The following is a 20,151-nucleotide window of genomic DNA, read 5'->3' on the forward strand; positions in this document are numbered from 1 at the left end:
CATCCCGGGCCGGCCGAGCCGGTCCACCAGGAGTCGATCATGAGCGCAGTCATCCACGACACCGACCACCACGACGACCACGGTCCGGCCTACGGCTGGAAGCGCTGGCTGTTCACGACCAACCACAAGGACATCGGTACCCTGTACCTGTTCTTCTCCCTGGCCATGTTCTTCGTGGGCGGGCTGATGGCCCTGGTGATCCGCACCGAGCTGTTCCAGCCCGGTCTGCAGATCGTCGACCCGCATTTCTTCAACCAGATGACGTCGATGCACGCGCTGGTGATGATCTTCGGCGCCGTCATGCCGGCGTTCGTCGGCCTGGCGAACTGGCTGGTGCCGATGATGGTGGGCGCCCCGGACATGGCGCTGCCGCGGATGAACAATTGGTCCTTCTGGATCCTGCCGTTCGGATTCACGCTGCTGCTGCTCACGCTGTTCCTGCCGGGTGGTGCGCCCGCCGCCGGCTGGACGCTGTACCCGCCGCTCTCGCTGCAGACCGGTGCGGCGTTCCCGTTCGCGATCTTCGCGATTCACATGCTGGGCATCTCTTCGGTGATGGGCGCGATCAACATTATCGCCACCATCTTCAACCTGCGCGCGCCCGGCATGACGCTCATGAAGATGCCGCTGTTCGTCTGGACCTGGCTGATCACCGCCTACCTGCTGATCGCCGTGATGCCGGTGCTGGCCGGGGCCGTGACGATGCTGCTGACGGATAAATTCTTCGGCACGACCTTCTTCAGCGCGACCGGCGGCGGCGACCCGGTGATGTACCAGCACATCTTCTGGTTCTTCGGGCACCCCGAGGTCTACATCATGATCCTGCCGGCGTTCGGGATCATCTCGCAGATCATCCCGACGTTCTCGCGCAAGCCGCTGTTCGGCTATAGCTCGATGGTCTACGCGACCGCCTCGATCGCGTTCCTTTCGTTCATCGTCTGGGCGCACCACATGTTCACCGTGGGCATGCCGCTGGCCGGCCAGCTGTTCTTCATGTTCTCGACCATGCTGATCGCGGTCCCCACCGGCGTGAAGGTCTTCAACTGGATCGCGACCATGTGGCGCGGCTCGCTCACCTTCGAGACGCCGATGCTGTTCGCGATCGCCTTCGTGATTCTGTTCACGATCGGTGGATTCTCCGGGCTGATGCTCGCGATCACCCCGGCCGATATCCAGTACCACGACACCTACTTCGTGGTGGCGCATTTCCACTACGTACTGGTCCCGGGCGCCGTCTTCGCGATCATCGCAGCCGCCTACTACTGGATGCCGAAGTGGACCGGCCACATGTATGACGAGAAACTCGGCAAGTGGCATTTCTGGCTGTCGACGATCTTCGTCAACGTGCTGTTCTTCCCGCAGCATTTCGTCGGCCTCGCGGGCATGCCGCGCCGGATCCCGGACTACTCGCTGCAGTTCATCGAGTTCAACCAGATCTCGACCATCGGCGCGTTCGGTTTCGGCTTCTCACAGCTGCTGTTCCTGTACCTCGTAATCAAGTGTGTCCGGGGCGGCGAGAAGGCGACCTCGCAGGTGTGGGAGGGCGCCCAGGGGCTCGAGTGGACGCTGCCGTCGCCGGCGCCGTATCACTCGTTCGAGACCCAGCCCGAGGTAAAATGACGCGCGGTCGCCGCGCGGGCCGATTGGCCCGCGCGCCGGCGGGAGACCACGACGGATGACACGTACAGGACCGACCGACGACCAGGCACGCCGCCGCGGCATCATTCGCACTGCCGCGCTGCTGGCGTTGCTCGCACTCGGTTTCTATGTCGCGTTCATCCTGGTTACCGCTGCCAGCAACTGACGGAGACGCCGATCCATTGATCGGTGCCATGAGGGGACAACGACAATGACAGAAGCGGCTTCCGGCCCCGGTCACTACTACGTACCGCACGAGACCCACTGGCCGATCATCGGATCGATCGGGCTGTTCGCGCTGGTGGGCGGCTTTGCGATGTATCTCAGCGACATGCCGTTCGGTGGGACCATATCCATCCTTGGCCTCATCGCGACGCTGTACATGATGTACGGCTGGTTCGGGACGGTGATCGGCGAATCCGAGAAGGGCGTGTACCACGACTGGGAGGATCGCTCGTTCCGCATGGGGATGGGCTGGTTCATCTTCTCCGAGGTCATGTTCTTCGCCGCCTTCTTCGGCGCCCTGTTCTACGCCCGTGTGTATTCGATTCCGTGGCTCGGCGGCGAGGGCACCGGCGCAGCCACCCATACCGTCCTCCACGACGCCTTCACCGCCGCCTGGCCGACCAATGGGCCGGCAGCGGTGGGGGGCGCATTCGAGACCGTGGGTGCGTGGGGCATCCCCGCGCTCAATACCGCGATCCTGCTGACCTCGGGGGTTACGATCACGTTTGCCCATTGGGCGCTGAAACAGGAGAAACGCGCGTCGCTCATCCTGTGGATGACCGCGACCTGGGTGCTCGGCGCGATCTTCGTTGGCTTCCAGGCGTACGAGTACGGGCATGCATGGAACGATCTAAACCTGACGCTCAACAGCGGCGTCTACGGGTCGACCTTCTACATGCTGACCGGTTTCCACGGATTCCACGTCACGCTCGGCGCGATCATGCTTATCGTGATCACCCTGCGCTGCATGAAGGGACATTTCACGCCGCGCCACCATTTCGGCTTCGAAGCGGTCGCATGGTACTGGCACTTCGTCGACGTGGTCTGGCTGGGACTGTTCTTCTTCGTGTACTGGCTCTGAGCCGGACGGAGCGCGCGGTCACCTAAAGGCGCTGGCCGCGGGTCAGCGCCTTTTTCGTGTGCGTTGATCGGAGGCGGACCAGGGTAGCCCGTTCTCAGCGGCCCAGCGCGTTGGGGCGCGATGGGGGTCGGGCCTTCCGAGAATCAGACGTCCCTCAACCGCGGTGTACGGCATTGGGCTCGATCAGCCCCATCCAGCCGGCGAGAAGCAGCAGCAGGAACGCCGTGACCGAGAGGCCGATCCGCCATGTCAGGGCGCGCGCGGTTCGATCCGAATCCGAGGAATCGCGCATCAGGAATACAAGGCCGGAGGCCAGGCTGCCGACGATGAGCAGCAGCAGGATCACCAGCAGGATTTTCGTGGCCATGATCGGGGCTCCCGCCGTGGATTGCGCATGAACCGCCTATTGTACCGTGGCCGCGGCGCCCATGGCGCGCGCGGATCGAGCCCCCGGTGTTGAGCGGTCGACCGGCCTGGTTGCCGTGGATCGCCGCCGGGCTGGCCATCGCCCTGTTTTCGGGGCTCGGCGTCTGGCAGTTGCAGCGGGCGGCGGAGAAACGTGCGGTGATCGCCTCACTGGAGGATGACGGTCAGCCCGCGCTGGAGCGCCTGCCCGGGACACCGGGCGCGCTGCGTGAAGCGGCCCGGCGCGAAGTGCAGATCCAGGGGCGGTACGAGGGCGAGCGGCAGTTCCTTCTGGATAACCGCATCCTCGAGGGGCGGCCCGGTTTCGACGTACTGACGCCGCTGGTGCTCGAAGACGGCCGCCGCGTGCTCGTGGACCGGGGCTGGGTGGCGGCCGGCCCCGGTCGGGAGCCGGTGGAGCGCGTCGGGATTGCGGTCGATGGCCCGGTCACGGTGGAAGGCCGACTCTGGCTGCCGGAGTCCGGGATCGCATTGGGCGATGCCGTGACCCCCGGTGAGGGGTGGCCGCGGCTTGTGACGCGTATCGATTTCGGGGCCCTCGAGGCAGCGCTGGGCCGGGACCTCGTCCCGGCGGTGATCCGGGCGGATGGCGACGCGGACTGGTTGTTCCGTCCGCGCGATCTGCAGCCGCCGTTCGGGCCGATGCGCCATTATGGTTACGCGTTCCAGTGGTTTGCCCTCGCCCTCACGGTTCTGGCGGTGGCCTGCATCCTGGAATGGCGCCGACGACGAAAGGACAAGCAATGAATGCGACAACGGAATCCCGCCGCAAGGGCCGCAGGACCCTGATCGGCCTCTTTGCGCTGTTCCTTGCGCCATTGCTGTTCGCGATGGCGTGGTATGCGTTCGCGCCGGCATATACGCCACCGGCCACGCCGAACGGAACGCTGATCGATCCCGCCCAGCCGCTCGAGCCATTCCGGCTGGAGTCGGGGGCGGGCGAGACACTGACGCTCGAAGGGCTCCGTGGGCAGTGGTACCTCGTGCACTTCGTGCCGGACCGCTGTGATGCGGCCTGCCGCGAGCGTCTGTACGAGACCCGTCAGGTCCGCGATGCCCTCGGCGAAGACCGTTCGCGTGTGCGGCGCCTGGTCGTGGCCGGAGCGGGTCGCGCGACGCCCGGTTTGGCCGATGTCCTCGAGGAACACCCACGGCTGCTGGTCATGCGGGGCGACGGCCGCGGTGAGTTCGGCCGCCAGTTCCCGGCCGAGCGCAGCGCCGACACCGTCTTCGTCGTCGATCCGCTCGGCAACCTGATGATGCGCTTTGAGCCCGGCATACCCCCCGGGGATATGCTCAAGGATCTGGAAAAACTCCTGAAGCTCTCACGGATCGGCTGAATGGCGCGTGACACCCTCATGTTCCGCCTTGGTTGCGCGGCGACGCTGCTGACCCTCTGCGTGGTCGTCCTCGGCGCCTGGGTGCGTCTGTCGGATGCCGGGCTCGGGTGTCCGGACTGGCCGGGATGTTATGGCCACCTGGACGTACCGCGCGTCGAGGCGGAGGTCGATGCCGCCAACCAGGTGTGGCCGGAAAGGCCGGTCGATACGGCCAAGGCCTGGAAAGAGATGGTGCACCGCTATGTCGCGGGTGCGCTCGGCCTGCTGATCGCCGTGATCGCGGCGGTGGCGCTTCGGCGCCGGCGTCAGGGGGTCCCGGTCGGTCTCCCGCTCGCGCTCGTCGGGCTGGTGATTTTTCAGGCCCTGCTCGGCATGTGGACGGTGACGCTCCTGCTCAAGCCGCTGATCGTGCTGGCCCACCTGCTCGGGGGGCTGACCGTGCTGGCGCTGCTGGCCTGGCTGACGCTCGCGCATGCACCGCGATTGCCCGCGATGCCCCATCCACGCTGGCTGCGGCGGTTTGCCGTTTTCGCGTTGCTGGTGCTCGGCGTCCAGATCATGCTCGGGGGCTGGACGAGCACCAATTACGCCGCGCTGGCATGTCCGGACCTGCCGACCTGCCAGGGCGAGTGGTGGCCCGAGACTGATTTCGACAGCGCATTCGTTCCCTGGCACGGGCTCGGCATCGATTATGAGGGCGGAATCCTGGATGGACCGGCCCGCACCGCCATCCACCTCACGCATCGGCTGGGGGCTATCGTCGCGGCGCTGGTGATCGGCGCGCTGGCGCTCGCGTGCATGCATCCGGCCCGCCCAACGGCCCTGCGTCGGGCGGGCGGTGTTCTCGCGTTGCTCCTGACCCTGCAGATCGGGCTCGGCCTCGCGAACGTCGCGTGGCTGCTTCCACTGTCCGTGGCGACCGCCCATAATGGCGGCGCTGCCCTTCTGCTGCTGGCGCTGGTCGCGCTCCTGCATGCATTCACGAGAGCGTCTCCCGATGCGCGGTGATTCCACGATGGCGAACGCGCTTCCGAAAACCGGCCTGATCCCTGGCAACTGGCGTCCATACTACGAGCTCTGCAAGCCGAAGGTCGTCGCGCTGCTGGTCTTCACGGCGATCGTGGGCATGCTGCTGGCCGTGCCGGGAATGGTGCCGATCCAGCCCTTCGTGCTCGGTACGCTCGGGATCGGGCTCGCGTCGGCCGCCGCCGCGGCGCTCAACCATGTCGTCGATCGCGAGGCCGATGCGCGCATGAAGCGCACCGACCGGCGGCCGCTGCCGTCGGGCGCGCTCGATATCCGTCGCAGTGTCGCGTTCGCCGCTGTACTCGCGGCGCTGGCGATGTTCATCCTGGCTGCCGGCGTCAACGTGCTCACCGCGGTGCTGACGTTCGGCTCGATGATCGGCTACGCCGTGGTCTACACGCTCTGGCTCAAGCGCGCGACGCCGCAGAATATCGTGATCGGCGGGGCCGCCGGGGCCATGCCGCCCGTACTGGGCTGGACGGCGATTACCGGGGAGATCCATGCCCATGCCCTGCTGCTGTTCCTGATCGTATTCATCTGGACACCGCCGCATTTCTGGGCGCTTGCGCTGCACAAACGCGACGAGTACGCCTCGGTCGATATCCCGATGCTGCCCGTGACGCATGGGGTCGAACTCACGCGGCTGCACATCTGGCTCTACACCGTCCTGCTGTTCGTCGTGACACTGCTGCCCTATCTCGTCGGCATGGCCGGGCTCGTCTATCTCGCCGGCGCGGTCGGCTTCGGCGCCCGGTTTCTGCAGCATGCATGGCGGCTATGGCGCCATAATGAGGCGGGTCAGGCGATCCGGACCTTCCTGTTCTCGATCACCTATCTGATGGGGCTGTTCGGCGCCTTGATGATCGATCACTACCTGCCGCTGGTGCTGCAACTCCTCGATTGACCCCGGGCTCCGTGCCGGGACGCTCCCGCGTCGGTGTCGCCGGCAGTAGAGAGCCGCTTGCAGGGTCGGGAGTGGATCGCGCAGCGGGCGCGGGATCCTGTGATGCGTTTCACGGGCGTGCAAGGGGAGGACCACGTATGCTGTCACGTGGTCGGCCGGTGCGACCCGCCCCGACCCCTCGTGGGCGTGGAACGCAGACTCGCCGGCCCGACGATGGATATGGCAGCGGCGGCTGTGCAGCGTCCGCAATCGTGTCCGACAGGAGCTTATTCGACCCGGCCAGGCGCCGGGTCTTCTTTTGTCAGCGGGATGCGCCTGTAGGCGGGCACGCACCGCCCGGCGGGTGCCGGGCGGCGATGCAGCGCAGCGTCGTAACGCGTCGAGGTTACGCGTCCAGCGTGATGGAGCGCCGGATCTTCTTCATCGCGTTCGATTCGAGCTGACGGATCCGCTCCGCGGATACGCCATAGTGATCCGCGAGTTCCTGCAGGGTCGTCCGATTCTCGTCCAGCCAGCGCTGCCGCAGGATGTCCCGGCTGCGCTCATCCAGATCGGCGAGCGCGCCCTGCAGCTGCTCGTGCTCGTGTTCGACCATATCCGCGCGCTCGGCCGAAGCCGCCGGATCGGAATCGTTCTGCTCCAGCCAGGAGGAGGGCGAGAATTGTTCGTCCTCGTCGGCATCGACCGGGGCGTCGAACGGCGTATCCTGGCCGGCCAGCCGGGATTCCATCTCCATCACGGTCTTCGGTTCCACGCCGAGGTCATGGGCGACGTTCTCGACCTCTTCCTGCGTGAACCAGCCGAGGCGGTTCTTCGCCGAGCGCAGCTTGAAGAACAGCTTACGCTGCGCCTTCGTGGAGGCCACCTTCACGATCCGCCAGTTGCGGATCACGTATTCGTGGATCTCCGCGCGGATCCAGTGGACGGCGAAGGAGATCAGGCGCACGCCCACGTCGGGATCGAAGCGCTTGACCGCCTTCATGAGGCCGATATTGCCTTCCTGGATCAGGTCGGCCATTGGCAGACCATACCCCTGATAGCCGCGCGCGATGTGAACCACGAAGCGGAGCTGCGACATGATCAGGCGCTGTGCCGCCTGCAGGTCATCGTGGTCGCGCAGCTCATGTGCGAGCCGCTGTTCCTCTTCGAAGTCGAGCACGGGGAGATTGTTGACCGCGTGGATATACGCGTTCAGGTCCCCGGTGACGGCCGGAAGATGTTGCGACGGTTTCAGCAGCGCTGTGCTCATGTACTGTTCCACTCCTGCGACTCTGCGTAATTTTAGCACTCACGTCATGGGACTGCTAAATGCGGCCGAAGTTCCCCGCGCGGAGCACGGGGCAATGCACCAACAGGAAGCTTTGGGGGCGGTGAAACGCTTTTTCAACCCCGTGAGCGCTATTGCCCTGCCCGGAAATCGGCCTCACCCGGGTTCGATGGCGCGCAGATGCCGGCCGACCGCGAGCCACGAGCCGAGCAGGCCCAACGCCACGCCGGCCCCCAGCAGGCCCAGGCTCTCCAGTCCGCCAAGACCGCTCAGGCGGAAACCGCTGCCGTAGGCGGAGGCCAGTCGGGCCGTCGGTCCCGCGAGCAGCATCCCGGTCAGCGCGAGCAGCAGCCACGCGGCGACGGCGCCCAGCAGGCCGAACCAGAGCCCGCCATAGAGGAACGGCCGCCGGATAAAGGCGTCGCTCGCCCCGATCAGTTTCGTGACTTCGATCTCCTGGCGCCGGTTGAGGATGTCGAGCCGGATCGTATTCCCCACGATCAGCAGCACGCCCGCTGCCAGTAATACCGCGAACAGTCCGACGCCCCGTTCGATAAGGTCCAGCAGCGCGTAGAGGCGCTCTACCCACTCGAGATCGACCTGTATGCGGTCGACGCCGTCAATATCGTCGAGGGTCGTGGCGAGGCTTCCGAGCGCCGAGGCCGAGCGTGGCGTGCCGGCCGCCGGCTCGATCACGACGACCGCCGGCAGCGGATTGCCGTCGAGTGCCGAAAGCGCATCCTCGAATCCCGCGAGGGAGCGGAATTCCGCCAACGCTTCATCGGGGGAGATACGCTCCAGGACGCGGACCGACTCCCGCCCGGCGATCGTTTCGGTCGCGCGTTCGACCGCGGCCGCCTCGAGCCCGGGTTCGAGATAGACGGAGATGCGGGCGCCCGCATCCCAGCCGGCGGTCGCCCGCTCGACATTCTGCAGGAGCATCCACAGGGAAGCGGGGAGCGCGAGGGCGATCGCGATCACGGCCGCCGTCATGCCGTTGGCGACGGGGTTGCGCCACATACGGCCAAGACTGCCGAGCGCGGCGCGGGCGTGTTCCTGCAACCACGCGGACGGCCGCGCGAGCTGTCGCCCGCGTGTCCGCGGGCGCGATCCCCTTGTGTCCCTTTTGCCCTTCGCCGGGGTCTTCCTGGGCGGGGCCGGCCGGGCCGCTCGGCGGGTGTTACGCGCCATGCGCCCTCCCGTGGAAGTCGTCGCGGGAGAGCGCGCCCCCCTCAAGGGACAGGACCGGCAGCCCGAATGCCTCCGTCAGTGCGATGTCATGAGTCGCCACCAGCACCGTCACGCCCACGTGATTGAATTGAACGAACAGGTCCATGATCTCGCGAGAGAGCGCGGGGTCCAGGTTACCGGTCGGCTCGTCGGCGAGCAGCAGACGCGGGCGGTGGACCACCGCGCGTGCAATCCCCACCCGCTGCTGCTCGCCGCCGGAGAGCGTGATCGGCATCTGCTTTTCCTTGTCGAGCAGGCCGACCTTATCCAGCGCGGCGTGCACGCGCCGTGCGAGTTCACCCGAGCGGTATCCGGCGATCACCAGCGGCAGCGCGACGTTGTCGAAAACGGTGCGATCGTAGAGCAGGTGGTGGTCCTGGAAGACGATGCCCATCTGCCGGCGCAGCCAGGGCACGCGCCGGCGCGGCAGCGTGGAGAGATTGACGTTGCCGACCAGCAGCGTACCGCGGGTCGCACGCTCGATCCGCGCGATCAGCTTCAGCAGCGTCGACTTGCCGGCCCCGGAATGCCCCGTGAGAAACGCCATTTCCCCGTCGGGCAGATCCATCGAAAGACCCGACAACGCCTCCTTCCGGCCAGGGTAGCGCTTGCTGACGTTATCGAACCGGATCATGAAGCACACCAGGGGAAGGGAACCACGAAAGATTCGCCGGGAGCGAATCTTCGCGCCAGCCCCAAACGGGGCAGGCGCATGGATGCGCCTGCCAATAAACACGAATGAACACGAATGTAAGGCAGGGCGTATGAGGAAGTGGACACGCCCTGCGAACCGACTCCTTCGGTTTCGCGCGCAAACACCTGGCAATTGGCGGGCCGCTGCGGGTCTTCATCGGGGCGATCCGGCAATGGACGTGCCACACATACGCCACGTCCCGAAGTATTCACCCGCCGACATTCGTGTTCATTCGTGTTCATTCGTGGTTCTTCACCCGCGACTCCCCGAACCCACCGCTGCGCCCGTGTCCTGCCCCAGCAGCGCGTCGACGAAGGCCTCGGGTTCGAACGGGCGCAGGTCTTCGGGTTTTTCGCCGACGCCGATGAAGCGGATTGGCAGACCGGTCTCCTGGACGATGGCGAAGGCGATGCCGCCCTTGGCGGTGCCGTCGAGTTTTGTGATGGCGAGCCCGGTGACGTCGACCGCAGCGCCGAACTGGCGCGCCTGGACGAGTGCGTTCTGGCCCGAGCCGCCATCCAGCACCAGCAGCGTCTCGTGCGGGGCGGTTTCGTCGAAGCGCGCGATCACGCGCCGGACCTTGCGCAGTTCCTCCATCAGGTTCGATTGCGTGTGCAGGCGCCCCGCCGTGTCCGCGAGTACGATCTCGATGCCGCGCGAGCGCGCATGCGCGAGGGCGTCATGGATCACGGCCGCCGAATCCGATCCGGTCTTCTGCGCGATTACTGGGACACCGACGCGCTCGCCCCACTGCTGGAGCTGTTCCACCGCCGCCGCGCGGAACGTATCGCCGGCGGCGAGCGCGACCGAATGCCCAGCGGCCTGCAGGCGTTGCGCCAGTTTGCCGATCGTGGTCGTCTTGCCCGAGCCGTTCACGCCGACCACGAGCATCACCCACGGCTGCCCGGGCGGCGGTTCCGGCGGCTCGGACTCGCGCGGCACGAGCATGTCGATCAGCGTGCGCCGCAGGATGTCGCGCACCTCGGACGCTGTCTTCGCGCGCTTGGCTTCGCGGCGCAGCGTGTCCAGGATGGACTGGGTCGCGTCGATGCCGGTATCGGCGAGCAGCAGCTCCTCCTCGATCTGCTCGAGCAGTTCGTCGTCGAGGGCGCGCCCGCCGAACAGCGCGCGCAGACCGGCCCCCATGCGACTGCGCGTCTTTTCCAGACCCGCTTCGAGGCGGGGCTGCTCGTCCTGCTCGGCGACCGCGTCCGGCGCCGTTGCCGCCGTATCGTCGACGGGCGCCTCGTCCGCGGGCGATTTGGGTTCTTTCTTTTTACCCTTGAACAGGCCGAACAGGCGCATGACGGGAAACTCGCAGGGTGCGGTAGGGGGCGACGCGCCGCTGCGCGTGCGCATGACAACGTGTTCATGATGCGGTCACGCTGCGTTCACGCAGCTGCCGCCAACCTTGGCGAAAGCGGTATGCTACCAGCCGCCCGCCAACCGGGGAATAAACCGATGGGTCGTATCCTCAAGCTTCTGTCCGCACTGCTGTTGCTGGTGCCGGCGTTGGCCGTCGGCGCCGACGATGGTCCGGCGGAAATCCATGAGTATCGTCTCGACAACGGGATGAAGGTGCTCGTGCGCACCGACCGCCGGGCGCCGGTCGTCGTCTCGCAGGTCTGGTACCGGGTCGGGAGTGTCGATGAGCACCGCGGCATCACCGGGGTGTCGCATGCGCTCGAGCACATGATGTTCAAGGGGACCGAAAACTACGGTCCCGGCGAGATGTCCAACATTATCGCGCGCCATGGCGGCTCCGAGAATGCCTTCACCAGCCATGATTACACCGCTTATTACCAGCAGATCGCCGCCGAACATCTCGATCTGATGCTGCAGCTCGAGGCGGATCGGATGACCAACCTGACGCTCCCCGCCGAGGAGTTTCAGCAGGAGATCCGGGTCGTGCAGGAAGAGCGCCGCCAACGCGTCGAGGACCAGCCGCGCTCGCTGACCTGGGAGCGTCTGCGAGCCGCCGCCTTCCCGTCGTCGCCCCAACGCTCGCCCATCATCGGCTGGCGCGCCGACCTCGAGTCGATGACGCTCTCGGACCTCGAGACGTGGTACCGCAAGTGGTATTCGCCGAACAATGCGGCGCTCGTGGTCGTTGGCGATATCGAGCCCGAGCGGGTGCGCGAGCTGGCGGAGAAACATTTCGGCGACCGCGAGTCGGTCGAGCTGCCGCGACGGCCTGCGCCTTCGGAGATCGAGCCGCGGGGCGAGACCCGCCTCAAGGTCCATGCGCCGGCGAAGCTGCCGTATCTGGCCATGGGCTGGCGCGTGCCGGCACTCGGGAGTCTGGACAGCCCCGATGATATTTATGCGCTGGACGTGCTGGCGGGCGTCCTCGATGGCGGGCGCAGCGCGCGCATCGAGCGCAACATCGTGCGTGGCCAGCAGGTGGCCTCGGGTGCGGGGGCCAGTTATTCGCCGCTTGGCCGTATGGACGAGACGCTTTTCAGCGTTGGCGGAACGCCCGCATCCGATCGCGAGATCGGGGAACTGGAATCCGCGCTGCGCGAGGAGATCGAGCGTCTCAAGGACGGGACGATCGACGCGGACGAGCTCGAGCGCGTGAAGACCAACGTGCGCGCGAGCGATGTCTTCCAGCGTGATTCGATGTTCTACCAGGCGATGCGCATGGGCATGCTCGAGATGACCGGCGTCGGTCAGGACGCCTGGGACGCCTACCAGCAGGGCGTGGAACAGGTGACGACAGAGGACGTCCACCGGGTCGCCCGTGAGTATCTTACGGATCAACGCTTGACCGTCGCCGAACTCGTCCCCGAAGGGGTCGATGGGGCCGGTCGGCCGGCGGATGGTGGCGCGGGCCCGATTGGAGGTGAAGATGCAGTCGCGCAGTAGATTCCCCCGCATGCACGCTGCCATCGCGCTGGCGCTGATGCTGGCGCCGGCCGCGGCACTGGCGGCGCCGGAGATCGAGCAGTGGACTACTGACAACGGCGCGCGGGTCATGTTCGTGCGCGCGCCGGAGATCCCGATGGTCGATGCCCGCGTCACTTTCGATGCCGGCAGCGCGCGTGACGGTGATCAACCCGGCATGGCCCGCCTGACCAGCAATCTGCTCATGTCCGGAACCGACGAGCGTGATACCGACGCCGTCGCCCGCGCACTGGAGCGCGAAGGCGCCGAGGTCTCGACCGGCTCAGCCCGCGACATGGCCTGGGTCAAGCTGCGCTCGCTCAGTGAGGCGGAGCACCTGGATCCGGTCGCCGGGCTCGTCGGCGAGTTGCTGTCGCGCCCGGCGTTTCCGCAGGACGAACTGGCGCGGCTGGTCGAACAGCAGCTCACCGGCCTGCGCGAACAGGAACAGTCGCCGGGCGGGATCGCCGACAGTCTCTTTCGAGAGGCCATTTACGGGGATCACCCCTATGGCCAGGATCCGCTCGGGACCCGGGAGTCGCTCAAGGCCATCGATCGCGATGCCGTCCGGGACTTCCATGATCGGTACTACGTGGGGGCCAATGCCAATATCGCGATCGTCGGCGATATCGATCGCGCGCGGGCGAAAACGCTCGCGCGTACGCTGGTTGGCGATCTGCCCGCTGGCGAGAGCGCACCGGCCTTGCCGCCGGTGCCGGAGCTCGAGGAAGACCGGACGATCGAGGAGCCATTCCCCTCGACCCAGGCGCACGTGAAGATCGGCCGCCCGGGCGTTGCACGGGGCTATGAGCACTGGCCCGCGCTCTACGTGGCGAACCATGTCCTCGGGGGCGGTGGCTTCACTTCCCGGCTCTACGACGAGGTCCGCTCAAAGCGGGGCCTCGTTTATGGCGTCTACAGCTACTTCAGCCCGATGCAACAGGCTGGCCCGTTCCGGATCCAGCTGCAGACGCGTGGCGATCAGGTCGATGAGGCCCTCGACGTGGTCCGTGACGTCTTCAATGAGTTCCATTCGAGAGGGCCGTCCGCCGACGAGGTCGAGGATTCGATTCTCAATATCACCGGCGGCTTCCCGCTGCAGGTCGACTCGAACGACGATATCACCGGCTATCTGGCGATGATGGGGTTCTACGGCCTGCCGGTCGATTACCTCGAACGTTTCCCCGAACAGGTCCGGGACGTCGATGCGGACAGCGCGCATGCGGCCTTCCTCGACGCGCTCGGGCAGCGCCCCCGCGTAACCGTCATCGTCGGTGGTGACCGCGCGCGCGATGGCGGGGATGCGGGCGATGGCGCGGCAGCGCAGTAACGCGGTGCGCATCATCGGTGGCGCCTGGCGCGGGCGGCGGATCCATTTCCCCGGCGCGCCCGGGCTGCGTCCGACCGCCGACCGCCGCCGCGAGACCCTGTTCAACTGGCTCGCGTTCGATCTGGAAGGGGCCCGCTGTCTCGATCTGTTCGCCGGCTCCGGTGCGCTCGGGTTCGAGGCCGCGTCGCGCGGCGCCGCTGAGGTCGTGATGGTGGAGGCATCGCGCGAGGTCGCCGCGGCGCTCGCCGCGACCCGCGATCAGTTCGGCACCGACGCCGTGCAGGTCGTGCATGCGCAGATGGCCCGTTACCTCAACCGGGCACCGCAGCGGTTCGACGTCGTGTTCCTCGATCCGCCCTTCGCACAGCCACGGCTCGCCGAGGATGCGTGCCGGCGTCTGGCCGAGGGTGGATGGCTTGCGCCCGGAGCCCATATCTACCTGGAAGTGGCCGCGCACGCGGACCGGCCCGTGATTCCCGTCGACTGGGAGGTTGACCGTGAGAAGACCGGCGGAGACGCGCACGCATTGCTGTATTCGGCGCCTGCATGAGCTGTTTCTGTAGAAATTATTCGCGTATAATTCTCTACATGAAACAGGAGATCTCCCCATGAATCGCCCGGCTGCCCGTTCCGTTGACCGGCCCGAGCGGCGTGACGTGCTGAGCAAGGCCGTCGTTCGCAGCGCGGAGCGGCTGGGTCTCAGCGGTCGCGAGCTGGCGGCCGCACTCGGCCTCAGCCCGGCCAGCGTGTCGCGGCTGATGCGCGGCGACTACACCCTCGATCCGAAGCACAAGTCCTGGGAACTGGCCACACTGCTGGTCCGCCTCGTCCGGGGTCTGGATACGATCACCGCCGACGATGAGCAGGCCGCCCGCGCCTGGTTCGATCACTACAACGAGCACCTGCAGGCCGTTCCGCGCGAGCATGTCGCGAGCGTGGAGGGGCTGGTGGATACCCTGGCTTATGTGGACGCCTTCCGCGCTCGCATCTGAGGCGCGGCCGTTGCGCGGCGACTGCTGGCGTGCAGTCGAGGACCAGCACAGCGCGACCACCCGCCGCCTGACCGATACCGTCGCGGAACAGGAACTGCTGGAGGATATCCTCGAGGAGTCCAAGCCGCCGGTTCCGGAGCCCTGTGCAGGTCTGCATTATCTGCTGCAGACACCGTTCCGGTATGGTGCGCCGCCACCGAACGGCTCCCGTTTCCGGGCGCGTGGCGACCGACGGGGCGTGTTCTACGCCTCGGTCGACATCCCGGCGGCCATGGCCGAACTGGCGTTCTGGCGCCTGATGTTCTTCGAGGCTTCGTCCGCGGGTGTTACCCCGCGCAATGCCGCCGTCCTTACCGTATTCTCCGTGCCGTATGACACGCGAACCGGGCTGGACCTGACGCGGCCGCCGCTCGACCACGATCAGCAACTGTGGACGGCACCGACGGATTACTCGGCGACCCAGGCCCTCGCGGAGAGTGCCCGAGAGGCGGGCGTCGAGGTCCTGCGTTACACGTCCGTACGCGATCCGCGAGGGCGCACGAATATCGCGATTCTCGGGTGCGAGGCCTTCGCGCGCCGCGACCCTGCCCGCCAGCAGACCTGGCGGCTGTGGGTCGACGTCAATGGTGTGGAGACCCGCAGAGCCGTGGGTGATGAGCCCGCGCTGGTATTCCGGCGCGCGGATTTTGCCCACGACCCGCGCCTCGCGGACTGATCGCGGCCGGGATGTCGACGGCCGGTCGACGCGGTACCATTGCCTGCGCCGGCGCCATGGTCGGGATCCGCCGCCCGCCGGACAGCCGGTGATCCCGCGCGGGGCACTGGTCGGCATCGGATGACAATGGAGCATCGCGCCGATGGCACCATCCGGCGAACCCCCCGTCGATCGTCCTGACTCCTGGAGTGAGCCCGTACGCCCACGCGGCTCCTCTTACGGGCGGGCTGGCGCGCGCTGGATGGTCGATCCGGAGGCCATCTGGCGCCCCGATGCAAGCGGGCGTAACGGCCCTGCGTCGTATGCCGTACTGATCACCGATGGCCGGATTGCCGAGGGTGCGTGGCCGCGCATACGGACGGCCGATGCCGGATTCGCGCGCATGACGGGGTATACGGCCGAGGCCGTGGATGGCGTGGCGTTTGGTGCGCTTGCGGGGCCGGCCACCGATCAGGCGCGGCTGCGCAACGCGTTCGAGCGACTGGCGGTCGGACAGCCCGATGCCGGGGCGACGGTTCAGTACCGGCGTGACGGCACGCCGTTCGGCATGGCCTGGCGTGTCGACCCCGTTCGCATCGACGCCCTGGGCATCATGCACTGGATCTGGGTCCTGCACGAAATCGATGTCGATCGGGCCGCCGCCGAGGGCGATCATGCCGCGCCCCGGGACGCGGCGATCTTCGTCGCCACCGCGCCCACGTCCGCGGATGGCGAGGACCGTATCGTGCATATCAACGACGGCTTCACCGCGCTGACCGGCTACGGCGCTGACGAATTGTCTGGACTCGGCCCAGGGTTCCTCCAGGGCGACGGTGGTCCGATGGGGGAACGCGAACGCCTGCGACGCGCATTGGCGGGCGGCTGGCCCTGTCGTGTCGAGCTGCTGAATTACACCCGCGCCGGCCGTCCGTTCTGGAACGCCATGGATCTTTTGCCGTTCCGGAATGCTCCGGGCGAGGTCGTCTACTGGCTCGGGCTGTCGCACGATGTCACCGAAGACCGAGACCGTGAACAGCGCCGCTACGAGGCGGCCTATTACGACGATCTCACGGGGCTGCCGAACCGGGCGCTTGCGCAGGCCCGCATCGAGCGGGCCATTCGCACCGCGCACCGCAATCGCGGCAGGGTCGCGCTGCTGTATATCGACCTGGACGGGTTCGACGCGCAGCGCCCGCATTTTTCTCGGCCGGAGCTGAACGACTGTCTGAGCCGCCTGGCGACTCGCTTCGCCGACGCGACAAGGGACTCCGATACGCTCGCCTACGTCGGCGGCGATGAATTCCTGGTGGTGGCCGAGGATATCGCCACCGAGGCCGACAGCCGTGACATCGCCGAACGGCTTTGCGCCGTGGCGGCCCGACCGATTCGCCTCGGCGCGGGGCGCGAATGCATTGGCGCGAGTGTCGGGATCAGCATCTACCCCGATCATGGCGGCGATTCGGAGCAACTGCTGCAGCGCGCCGATGCGGCGCTGGTCCAGGCGCGCTACGACGACGAATCGATCGGGGTGTACAGCCCCGCGCGCATGGGCGCGCGCCTGGAAAGGCTGTGCTCGGACGACACGCTGCGCGGCGCAATCCGGCGCGACGAATTCGCGGTCGCGCTGCAGCCGGTGGTGGGGCTCGCCAGTGGTCAGGTCGTCGCGCATGAAGCCCTTGCGCGCTGGCATCATCCGCGCGAAGGCTGGATTCCGCCCGCCGATTTCCTCCCGCTCGCGTTCGAGCGCGGTTGTGCGGCCCTGATCAGCGAACGCGTGCAGACGCTGGCGTTCGCGGCGCTCGCGCTATGGTGGACCGTCCTCCCGGAGCCGCGCCCACGGGCCGTGCTCAATGTCGATTACGCGGAACTCGTGGCGGGTCGATTCGCCGCCGGTCTGCTCGATCGCCTGGCGGCAGAAGATCTACCGCCCAGCGCCGTGGAACTCGATCTGCGCGCGGCCCTGCTGCGCCGCGCCACCGACACCGAGCTCGATGAATTGCGGCGGCTTCATTCCGCCGGCGTCACGTTGGCCCTGGATGCCTGTCAGCACCCGGATGACGTAACCCCCTTGCTTGCCCGGCTGCCAGTGGAATGGATCAAGCTCGCCGGCCCGCTGGTCCGCGACGTCCATCTCGACCCGACCCGGCGTGATCTCGCGAATCGATTGGTCACGCTGGCGACCGAGAATGGTCTATCCGTGTCCGCAGTAGCGGTCGAGACCGCGGAGGAGGCGGAATACCTCCACGGGATCGGCTGCTTCGCGGCGCAGGGGCATCATTTCGGTCGCCCCGAAATCATCTGATCCCCCCGGAAGGCATGCCGCTGGTCCGGGCGGTTCCGCGCGTCCCCGCATTTCGCCGTTTTCCTCAGGCGTGAACCACGTCACGGAAAAAGGGGCGCTGGCCGACTATGGTTCGCCGACATAGGGTCGATCAGTCCGCCACCGGCGAGGCGACGACCCGCGCGGGGTGCGGCGCTGCACGGGCGCCGGCCCGGCCGTGCCCGCGGCACGGTGGCGCGCACCGACGTGTCATGCCAGGAGGCGGATCCATGGCTCAGGATAACGGGACCACCGGTGTACCGGTCGAACTGCTGCGGCCGGGCCTTTACGTACGCGAACTCGACCGTCCATGGGTGGAAACGCCCTTCCTGTTCCAGGGATTCCGGATCCTGGGGGCGGAGGAACTGGAGGCGCTCCGCGAGTATTGCCGGATCGTCATCATCGATGACGAGCGCTCCGACGAGAAGGCCCTTGCAGCCGTCCGCCGCGAGGTCGTGAAACAGGGCCATGCGCTGGCGGAGGAACAGTCCGGGCCGGCCGAGGCGCAGCCCGCGAAAGCCACGCGACCAACCCCGAAGCGCCCGTCGGAGCGGGCACGCCGCCGCAGTGTGGGTGTCCTGTTCGCCGAGGCCCAGAATCCGGACCGCAAGCGTTTCTCGACCCTTGTGCAGGCCGCCAGCGCGGTCCGCGGGGATGCGCAGGCAGCCGCTAGCGATGCCCTGATCCGTGCACGCGACGGACGCATGGTGGATGTCGCGCGGATCGAGACCACGGTCGACGAGTTGACCGATCTCGTGATCGAGGATCCGACCGCTTCGCTGTGGCTCACCCGGATGCGCGAACGGGACGAGGCGATGGCCGTTCACGCCGTGAACACCACGGTGCTGGCGCTGACCCTGGGCGCCCACCTTGGAATCGAGCGCCGTGGACTGCGCCGGCTTGCGCTCGGCGCGCTCCTGCACGACGTCGGCAAGACGACGTTGCCGCGTGAGCTGCTCGAGAAGCCCGACGCGCTGACTGGACCGGAACTGGCGCGCGCGCGCGAGTATCCGCAGGCCGGTTATGAACTGGTGGCCGAAAGCGGCCAGGTTCACACCGAGTCGCTGGAGGTGATCCGCCTGCACCGCGAACGCTGGGACGGCGGTGGCTACCCGCGGGGTCTGCGCGGCGAAATGATCCCGCGCAAGGCGCTGATCGTCGGCCTCGCCGATGCCTACGACACGATGACCTCCAGGCGGCCGTGGGCGGAGGCCGTGGCGCCCGACAAGGCGCTGCATGAGCTGTACGCCAACGCCGCGCAGGAATTCAGCGTGGATCTGGTGCAGGAGTTTATCCGCTGCATGGGCATATTCCCGGTGGGCAGCGTGGTCGAGCTCGACAACGGCGCGCGCGGGATCGTGGTCGGGGCACGCCCGGGCGGCGGTCTGTGGCCGACCATCCTCATGGTCCGCACGCCGGACGGCGAGCCCTACCGCAAACGCCTGCTGGTCAATCTCGGTGCCGAGGTACGTCGCTCGCGCGAAGACGGCCCCCGCCGCATCGCGCGCTCGATCGACGCGTCCGCCTCGGGGATCGATGTGTCGCGGCTGGTCGCGCGCGAGTTCGGCCTGGCGGCCTGAGCGCGGAGACCGTCAGCCCGGGATCCGCTCGCCCGCATGGTCGTACAGGCCACCGCTGGCGTCGGCGCCGAGACCATCCAGGACCTCGAGCAGGCGCCTTGTGGATTCAGTCGGCGTGAGCAGATCGCTGCCGTCGCCCGAATACCATGGTGCGGACAGGCGCGTGTCGACCGTTCCCGGCTGCAATCCAACGCACACCACGTGCGGTTGGCGCCAGCGCATCTCGAGTGCCGCCGTGCGAACGATCTGATTCAGTGCCGCCTTCGATGCACGATAGCTGATCCAGCCGCCGTGGCGGTTGTCCTCGATCGAGCCCACGCGCGCTGAGAGCGTTGCGAAAATGCCGCGCTGGCGTCGCGGCAGCAGCGGGCCGAGGTGCTTGAGCAGCAGCGCCGGCCCGGTCGCGTTAACGGCGAACAGCCGGGCCATAATCTGCGGGTCGAGTTCCGCCAGGCGTTTCTCGGGGCGCCGGCCATCCAGGCTCAGCGCACCGGTGGCATCGATCATCAGATGAACGGTGGGGGCAGTCCCCTGCAACCATGTCGCCGCATCGGCGACACTCTGCTCGTCGGTAATGTCGACGGGTGGTTCGGAGCGTCGGTGGAGCCCGAGCACCCGGGCGCAGCGCGGGTCCCCCCGCAGGTGGTCGATAAACGCCGAACCGATGCCGCCGGAGGCACCAATCACCACGGCGGTGTAACCGTTTTCAAGTGAATCCATTGGCAGTATCCGTCGGG

20 protein-coding genes are annotated in these 20,151 nt (G+C 67.2%); 14 read left to right on the forward strand and 6 right to left on the reverse strand.

Features of this window, described 5'->3' with window-relative positions:
- Nucleotides 1–39 precede the first annotated feature (39 nt).
- Genes ctaD through A0W70_RS11190 form a run of 3 tightly spaced genes read left to right on the forward strand, consistent with a single transcriptional unit; the run spans nucleotide 40 to nucleotide 2,725 of the window.
- Entirely contained in the window at nucleotides 40–1,620 is a 1,581-nt protein-coding gene (gene ctaD, locus A0W70_RS11185; protein WP_070989233.1) for a cytochrome c oxidase subunit I, read from the forward strand.
- Nucleotides 1,621–1,675: 55 nt separating this feature from the next.
- Nucleotides 1,676–1,804 carry a hypothetical protein gene (locus tag A0W70_RS17255; RefSeq protein ID WP_281182043.1) on the forward strand — a complete coding sequence of 43 codons (129 nt, stop codon included), beginning with the start codon at nucleotides 1,676–1,678 and terminating at the stop codon, nucleotides 1,802–1,804.
- 45 nt (nucleotides 1,805–1,849) lie between these two features.
- On the forward strand, nucleotides 1,850–2,725 hold the full coding sequence (locus A0W70_RS11190) for a cytochrome c oxidase subunit 3 (RefSeq protein WP_070989234.1): 876 nt from the start codon (nucleotides 1,850–1,852) through the stop codon (nucleotides 2,723–2,725).
- 154 nt (nucleotides 2,726–2,879) lie between these two features.
- Here A0W70_RS11190 and A0W70_RS11195 read toward each other — a convergent pair whose 3' ends face one another.
- Nucleotides 2,880–3,092 carry a twin transmembrane helix small protein gene (locus A0W70_RS11195; protein ID WP_070989235.1) on the reverse strand — a complete coding sequence of 71 codons (213 nt, stop codon included), beginning with the start codon at nucleotides 3,090–3,092 and terminating at the stop codon, nucleotides 2,880–2,882.
- 89 nt (nucleotides 3,093–3,181) lie between these two features.
- Between A0W70_RS11195 and A0W70_RS11200 the strand changes: the two genes are divergently transcribed.
- Genes A0W70_RS11200 through A0W70_RS11215 form a run of 4 tightly spaced genes read left to right on the forward strand, consistent with a single transcriptional unit; the run spans nucleotide 3,182 to nucleotide 6,421 of the window.
- Complete coding sequence (locus A0W70_RS11200) at nucleotides 3,182–3,898, forward strand: SURF1 family protein (protein WP_175443108.1); 717 nt, start codon at nucleotides 3,182–3,184, stop codon at nucleotides 3,896–3,898.
- A complete protein-coding gene (locus tag A0W70_RS11205) occupies nucleotides 3,895–4,491 on the forward strand; it encodes an SCO family protein (RefSeq protein ID WP_070989237.1) in 597 nt (198 codons plus the stop codon). Before A0W70_RS11200 ends, A0W70_RS11205 begins: the two co-directional genes overlap by 4 nt.
- A complete protein-coding gene (locus tag A0W70_RS11210; RefSeq protein WP_070989238.1) occupies nucleotides 4,492–5,499 on the forward strand; it encodes a COX15/CtaA family protein in 1,008 nt (335 codons plus the stop codon).
- Between the two features lie 7 nt (nucleotides 5,500–5,506).
- A complete protein-coding gene (locus tag A0W70_RS11215) occupies nucleotides 5,507–6,421 on the forward strand; it encodes a heme o synthase (protein WP_139150841.1) in 915 nt (304 codons plus the stop codon).
- Between the two features lie 385 nt (nucleotides 6,422–6,806).
- On the opposite strand, the gene rpoH is transcribed toward A0W70_RS11215, so the two are convergent.
- From rpoH to ftsY, 4 genes are all read right to left on the reverse strand, one after another.
- Entirely contained in the window at nucleotides 6,807–7,670 is an 864-nt protein-coding gene (gene rpoH / locus A0W70_RS11220) for an RNA polymerase sigma factor RpoH (RefSeq protein ID WP_070989240.1), read from the reverse strand.
- Between the two features lie 174 nt (nucleotides 7,671–7,844).
- Nucleotides 7,845–8,879 (reverse strand): permease-like cell division protein FtsX, encoded by a 1,035-nt coding sequence (ftsX, locus tag A0W70_RS11225; protein WP_075109871.1) that lies wholly within the window; start codon nucleotides 8,877–8,879, stop codon nucleotides 7,845–7,847.
- Nucleotides 8,869–9,552 carry a cell division ATP-binding protein FtsE gene (ftsE, locus tag A0W70_RS11230; RefSeq protein ID WP_070989242.1) on the reverse strand — a complete coding sequence of 228 codons (684 nt, stop codon included), beginning with the start codon at nucleotides 9,550–9,552 and terminating at the stop codon, nucleotides 8,869–8,871. Before ftsE ends, ftsX begins: the two co-directional genes overlap by 11 nt.
- A 312-nt stretch (nucleotides 9,553–9,864) precedes the next feature.
- Entirely contained in the window at nucleotides 9,865–10,911 is a 1,047-nt protein-coding gene (gene ftsY / locus A0W70_RS11235; RefSeq protein ID WP_070989376.1) for a signal recognition particle-docking protein FtsY, read from the reverse strand.
- A gap of 162 nt (nucleotides 10,912–11,073) precedes the next feature.
- Here ftsY and A0W70_RS11240 point away from each other — a divergent pair, with 162 nt between their 5' ends.
- The 7 genes from A0W70_RS11240 (at nucleotide 11,074) to A0W70_RS11270 (ending at nucleotide 19,414) form a co-directional block, all read left to right on the forward strand.
- Nucleotides 11,074–12,480: a M16 family metallopeptidase gene (locus A0W70_RS11240; RefSeq protein ID WP_070989243.1), complete on the forward strand. Its 1,407-nt coding sequence runs from the start codon at nucleotides 11,074–11,076 to the stop codon at nucleotides 12,478–12,480.
- A gap of 10 nt (nucleotides 12,481–12,490) precedes the next feature.
- Nucleotides 12,491–13,828 (forward strand): M16 family metallopeptidase, encoded by a 1,338-nt coding sequence (locus tag A0W70_RS11245; RefSeq protein ID WP_070989244.1) that lies wholly within the window; start codon nucleotides 12,491–12,493, stop codon nucleotides 13,826–13,828.
- A complete protein-coding gene (rsmD, locus tag A0W70_RS11250) occupies nucleotides 13,809–14,378 on the forward strand; it encodes a 16S rRNA (guanine(966)-N(2))-methyltransferase RsmD (RefSeq protein ID WP_070989377.1) in 570 nt (189 codons plus the stop codon). The genes A0W70_RS11245 and rsmD overlap by 20 nt, the downstream gene beginning before the upstream one ends.
- Nucleotides 14,379–14,436: 58 nt before the next feature.
- A complete protein-coding gene (locus A0W70_RS11255) occupies nucleotides 14,437–14,820 on the forward strand; it encodes a helix-turn-helix domain-containing protein (protein ID WP_070989245.1) in 384 nt (127 codons plus the stop codon).
- Entirely contained in the window at nucleotides 14,792–15,535 is a 744-nt protein-coding gene (locus A0W70_RS11260) for an RES family NAD+ phosphorylase (RefSeq protein ID WP_070989246.1), read from the forward strand. The genes A0W70_RS11255 and A0W70_RS11260 overlap by 29 nt, the downstream gene beginning before the upstream one ends.
- A 241-nt stretch (nucleotides 15,536–15,776) precedes the next feature.
- Nucleotides 15,777–17,816: a putative bifunctional diguanylate cyclase/phosphodiesterase gene (locus tag A0W70_RS11265; protein WP_070989247.1), complete on the forward strand. Its 2,040-nt coding sequence runs from the start codon at nucleotides 15,777–15,779 to the stop codon at nucleotides 17,814–17,816.
- A 248-nt stretch (nucleotides 17,817–18,064) separates the two neighbouring features.
- Nucleotides 18,065–19,414 carry a cyclic di-GMP phosphodiesterase gene (locus tag A0W70_RS11270; protein WP_070989248.1) on the forward strand — a complete coding sequence of 450 codons (1,350 nt, stop codon included), beginning with the start codon at nucleotides 18,065–18,067 and terminating at the stop codon, nucleotides 19,412–19,414.
- 12 nt (nucleotides 19,415–19,426) lie between these two features.
- Here the strand turns inward: A0W70_RS11270 and A0W70_RS11275 are convergent, their stop codons facing one another.
- Entirely contained in the window at nucleotides 19,427–20,134 is a 708-nt protein-coding gene (locus tag A0W70_RS11275; protein WP_070989249.1) for an SDR family NAD(P)-dependent oxidoreductase, read from the reverse strand.
- Nucleotides 20,135–20,151 lie beyond the last annotated feature (17 nt).

The sequence above is a fragment of the Halofilum ochraceum genome (assembly GCF_001614315.2).
GTDB lineage: Bacteria > Pseudomonadota > Gammaproteobacteria > XJ16 > Halofilaceae > Halofilum > Halofilum ochraceum.

Coding starts and splice junctions, on each gene's coding strand:
- A0W70_RS11245 (WP_070989244.1), top strand. CDS start 12,491: ATGCACGCTGCCATCGCGCTGGCGCTGATGCTGGCGCCGGCCGCGGCA.
- A0W70_RS11270 (WP_070989248.1), top strand. CDS start 18,065: ATGGCTCAGGATAACGGGACCACCGGTGTACCGGTCGAACTGCTGCGG.
- A0W70_RS11275 (WP_070989249.1), bottom strand. CDS start 20,134: ATGGATTCACTTGAAAACGGTTACACCGCCGTGGTGATTGGTGCCTCC.
- A0W70_RS11205 (WP_070989237.1), top strand. CDS start 3,895: ATGAATGCGACAACGGAATCCCGCCGCAAGGGCCGCAGGACCCTGATC.
- A0W70_RS11240 (WP_070989243.1), top strand. CDS start 11,074: ATGGGTCGTATCCTCAAGCTTCTGTCCGCACTGCTGTTGCTGGTGCCG.
- ftsE (WP_070989242.1), bottom strand. CDS start 9,552: ATGATCCGGTTCGATAACGTCAGCAAGCGCTACCCTGGCCGGAAGGAG.
- A0W70_RS11215 (WP_139150841.1), top strand. CDS start 5,507: ATGGCGAACGCGCTTCCGAAAACCGGCCTGATCCCTGGCAACTGGCGT.
- rpoH (WP_070989240.1), bottom strand. CDS start 7,670: ATGAGCACAGCGCTGCTGAAACCGTCGCAACATCTTCCGGCCGTCACC.
- A0W70_RS11260 (WP_070989246.1), top strand. CDS start 14,792: ATGTGGACGCCTTCCGCGCTCGCATCTGAGGCGCGGCCGTTGCGCGGC.
- A0W70_RS11265 (WP_070989247.1), top strand. CDS start 15,777: ATGGTCGATCCGGAGGCCATCTGGCGCCCCGATGCAAGCGGGCGTAAC.
- ftsX (WP_075109871.1), bottom strand. CDS start 8,879: ATGGCGCGTAACACCCGCCGAGCGGCCCGGCCGGCCCCGCCCAGGAAG.
- A0W70_RS11190 (WP_070989234.1), top strand. CDS start 1,850: ATGACAGAAGCGGCTTCCGGCCCCGGTCACTACTACGTACCGCACGAG.
- A0W70_RS11210 (WP_070989238.1), top strand. CDS start 4,492: ATGGCGCGTGACACCCTCATGTTCCGCCTTGGTTGCGCGGCGACGCTG.
- rsmD (WP_070989377.1), top strand. CDS start 13,809: ATGGCGCGGCAGCGCAGTAACGCGGTGCGCATCATCGGTGGCGCCTGG.
- A0W70_RS11195 (WP_070989235.1), bottom strand. CDS start 3,092: ATGGCCACGAAAATCCTGCTGGTGATCCTGCTGCTGCTCATCGTCGGC.
- ctaD (WP_070989233.1), top strand. CDS start 40: ATGAGCGCAGTCATCCACGACACCGACCACCACGACGACCACGGTCCG.
- A0W70_RS17255 (WP_281182043.1), top strand. CDS start 1,676: ATGACACGTACAGGACCGACCGACGACCAGGCACGCCGCCGCGGCATC.
- A0W70_RS11255 (WP_070989245.1), top strand. CDS start 14,437: ATGAATCGCCCGGCTGCCCGTTCCGTTGACCGGCCCGAGCGGCGTGAC.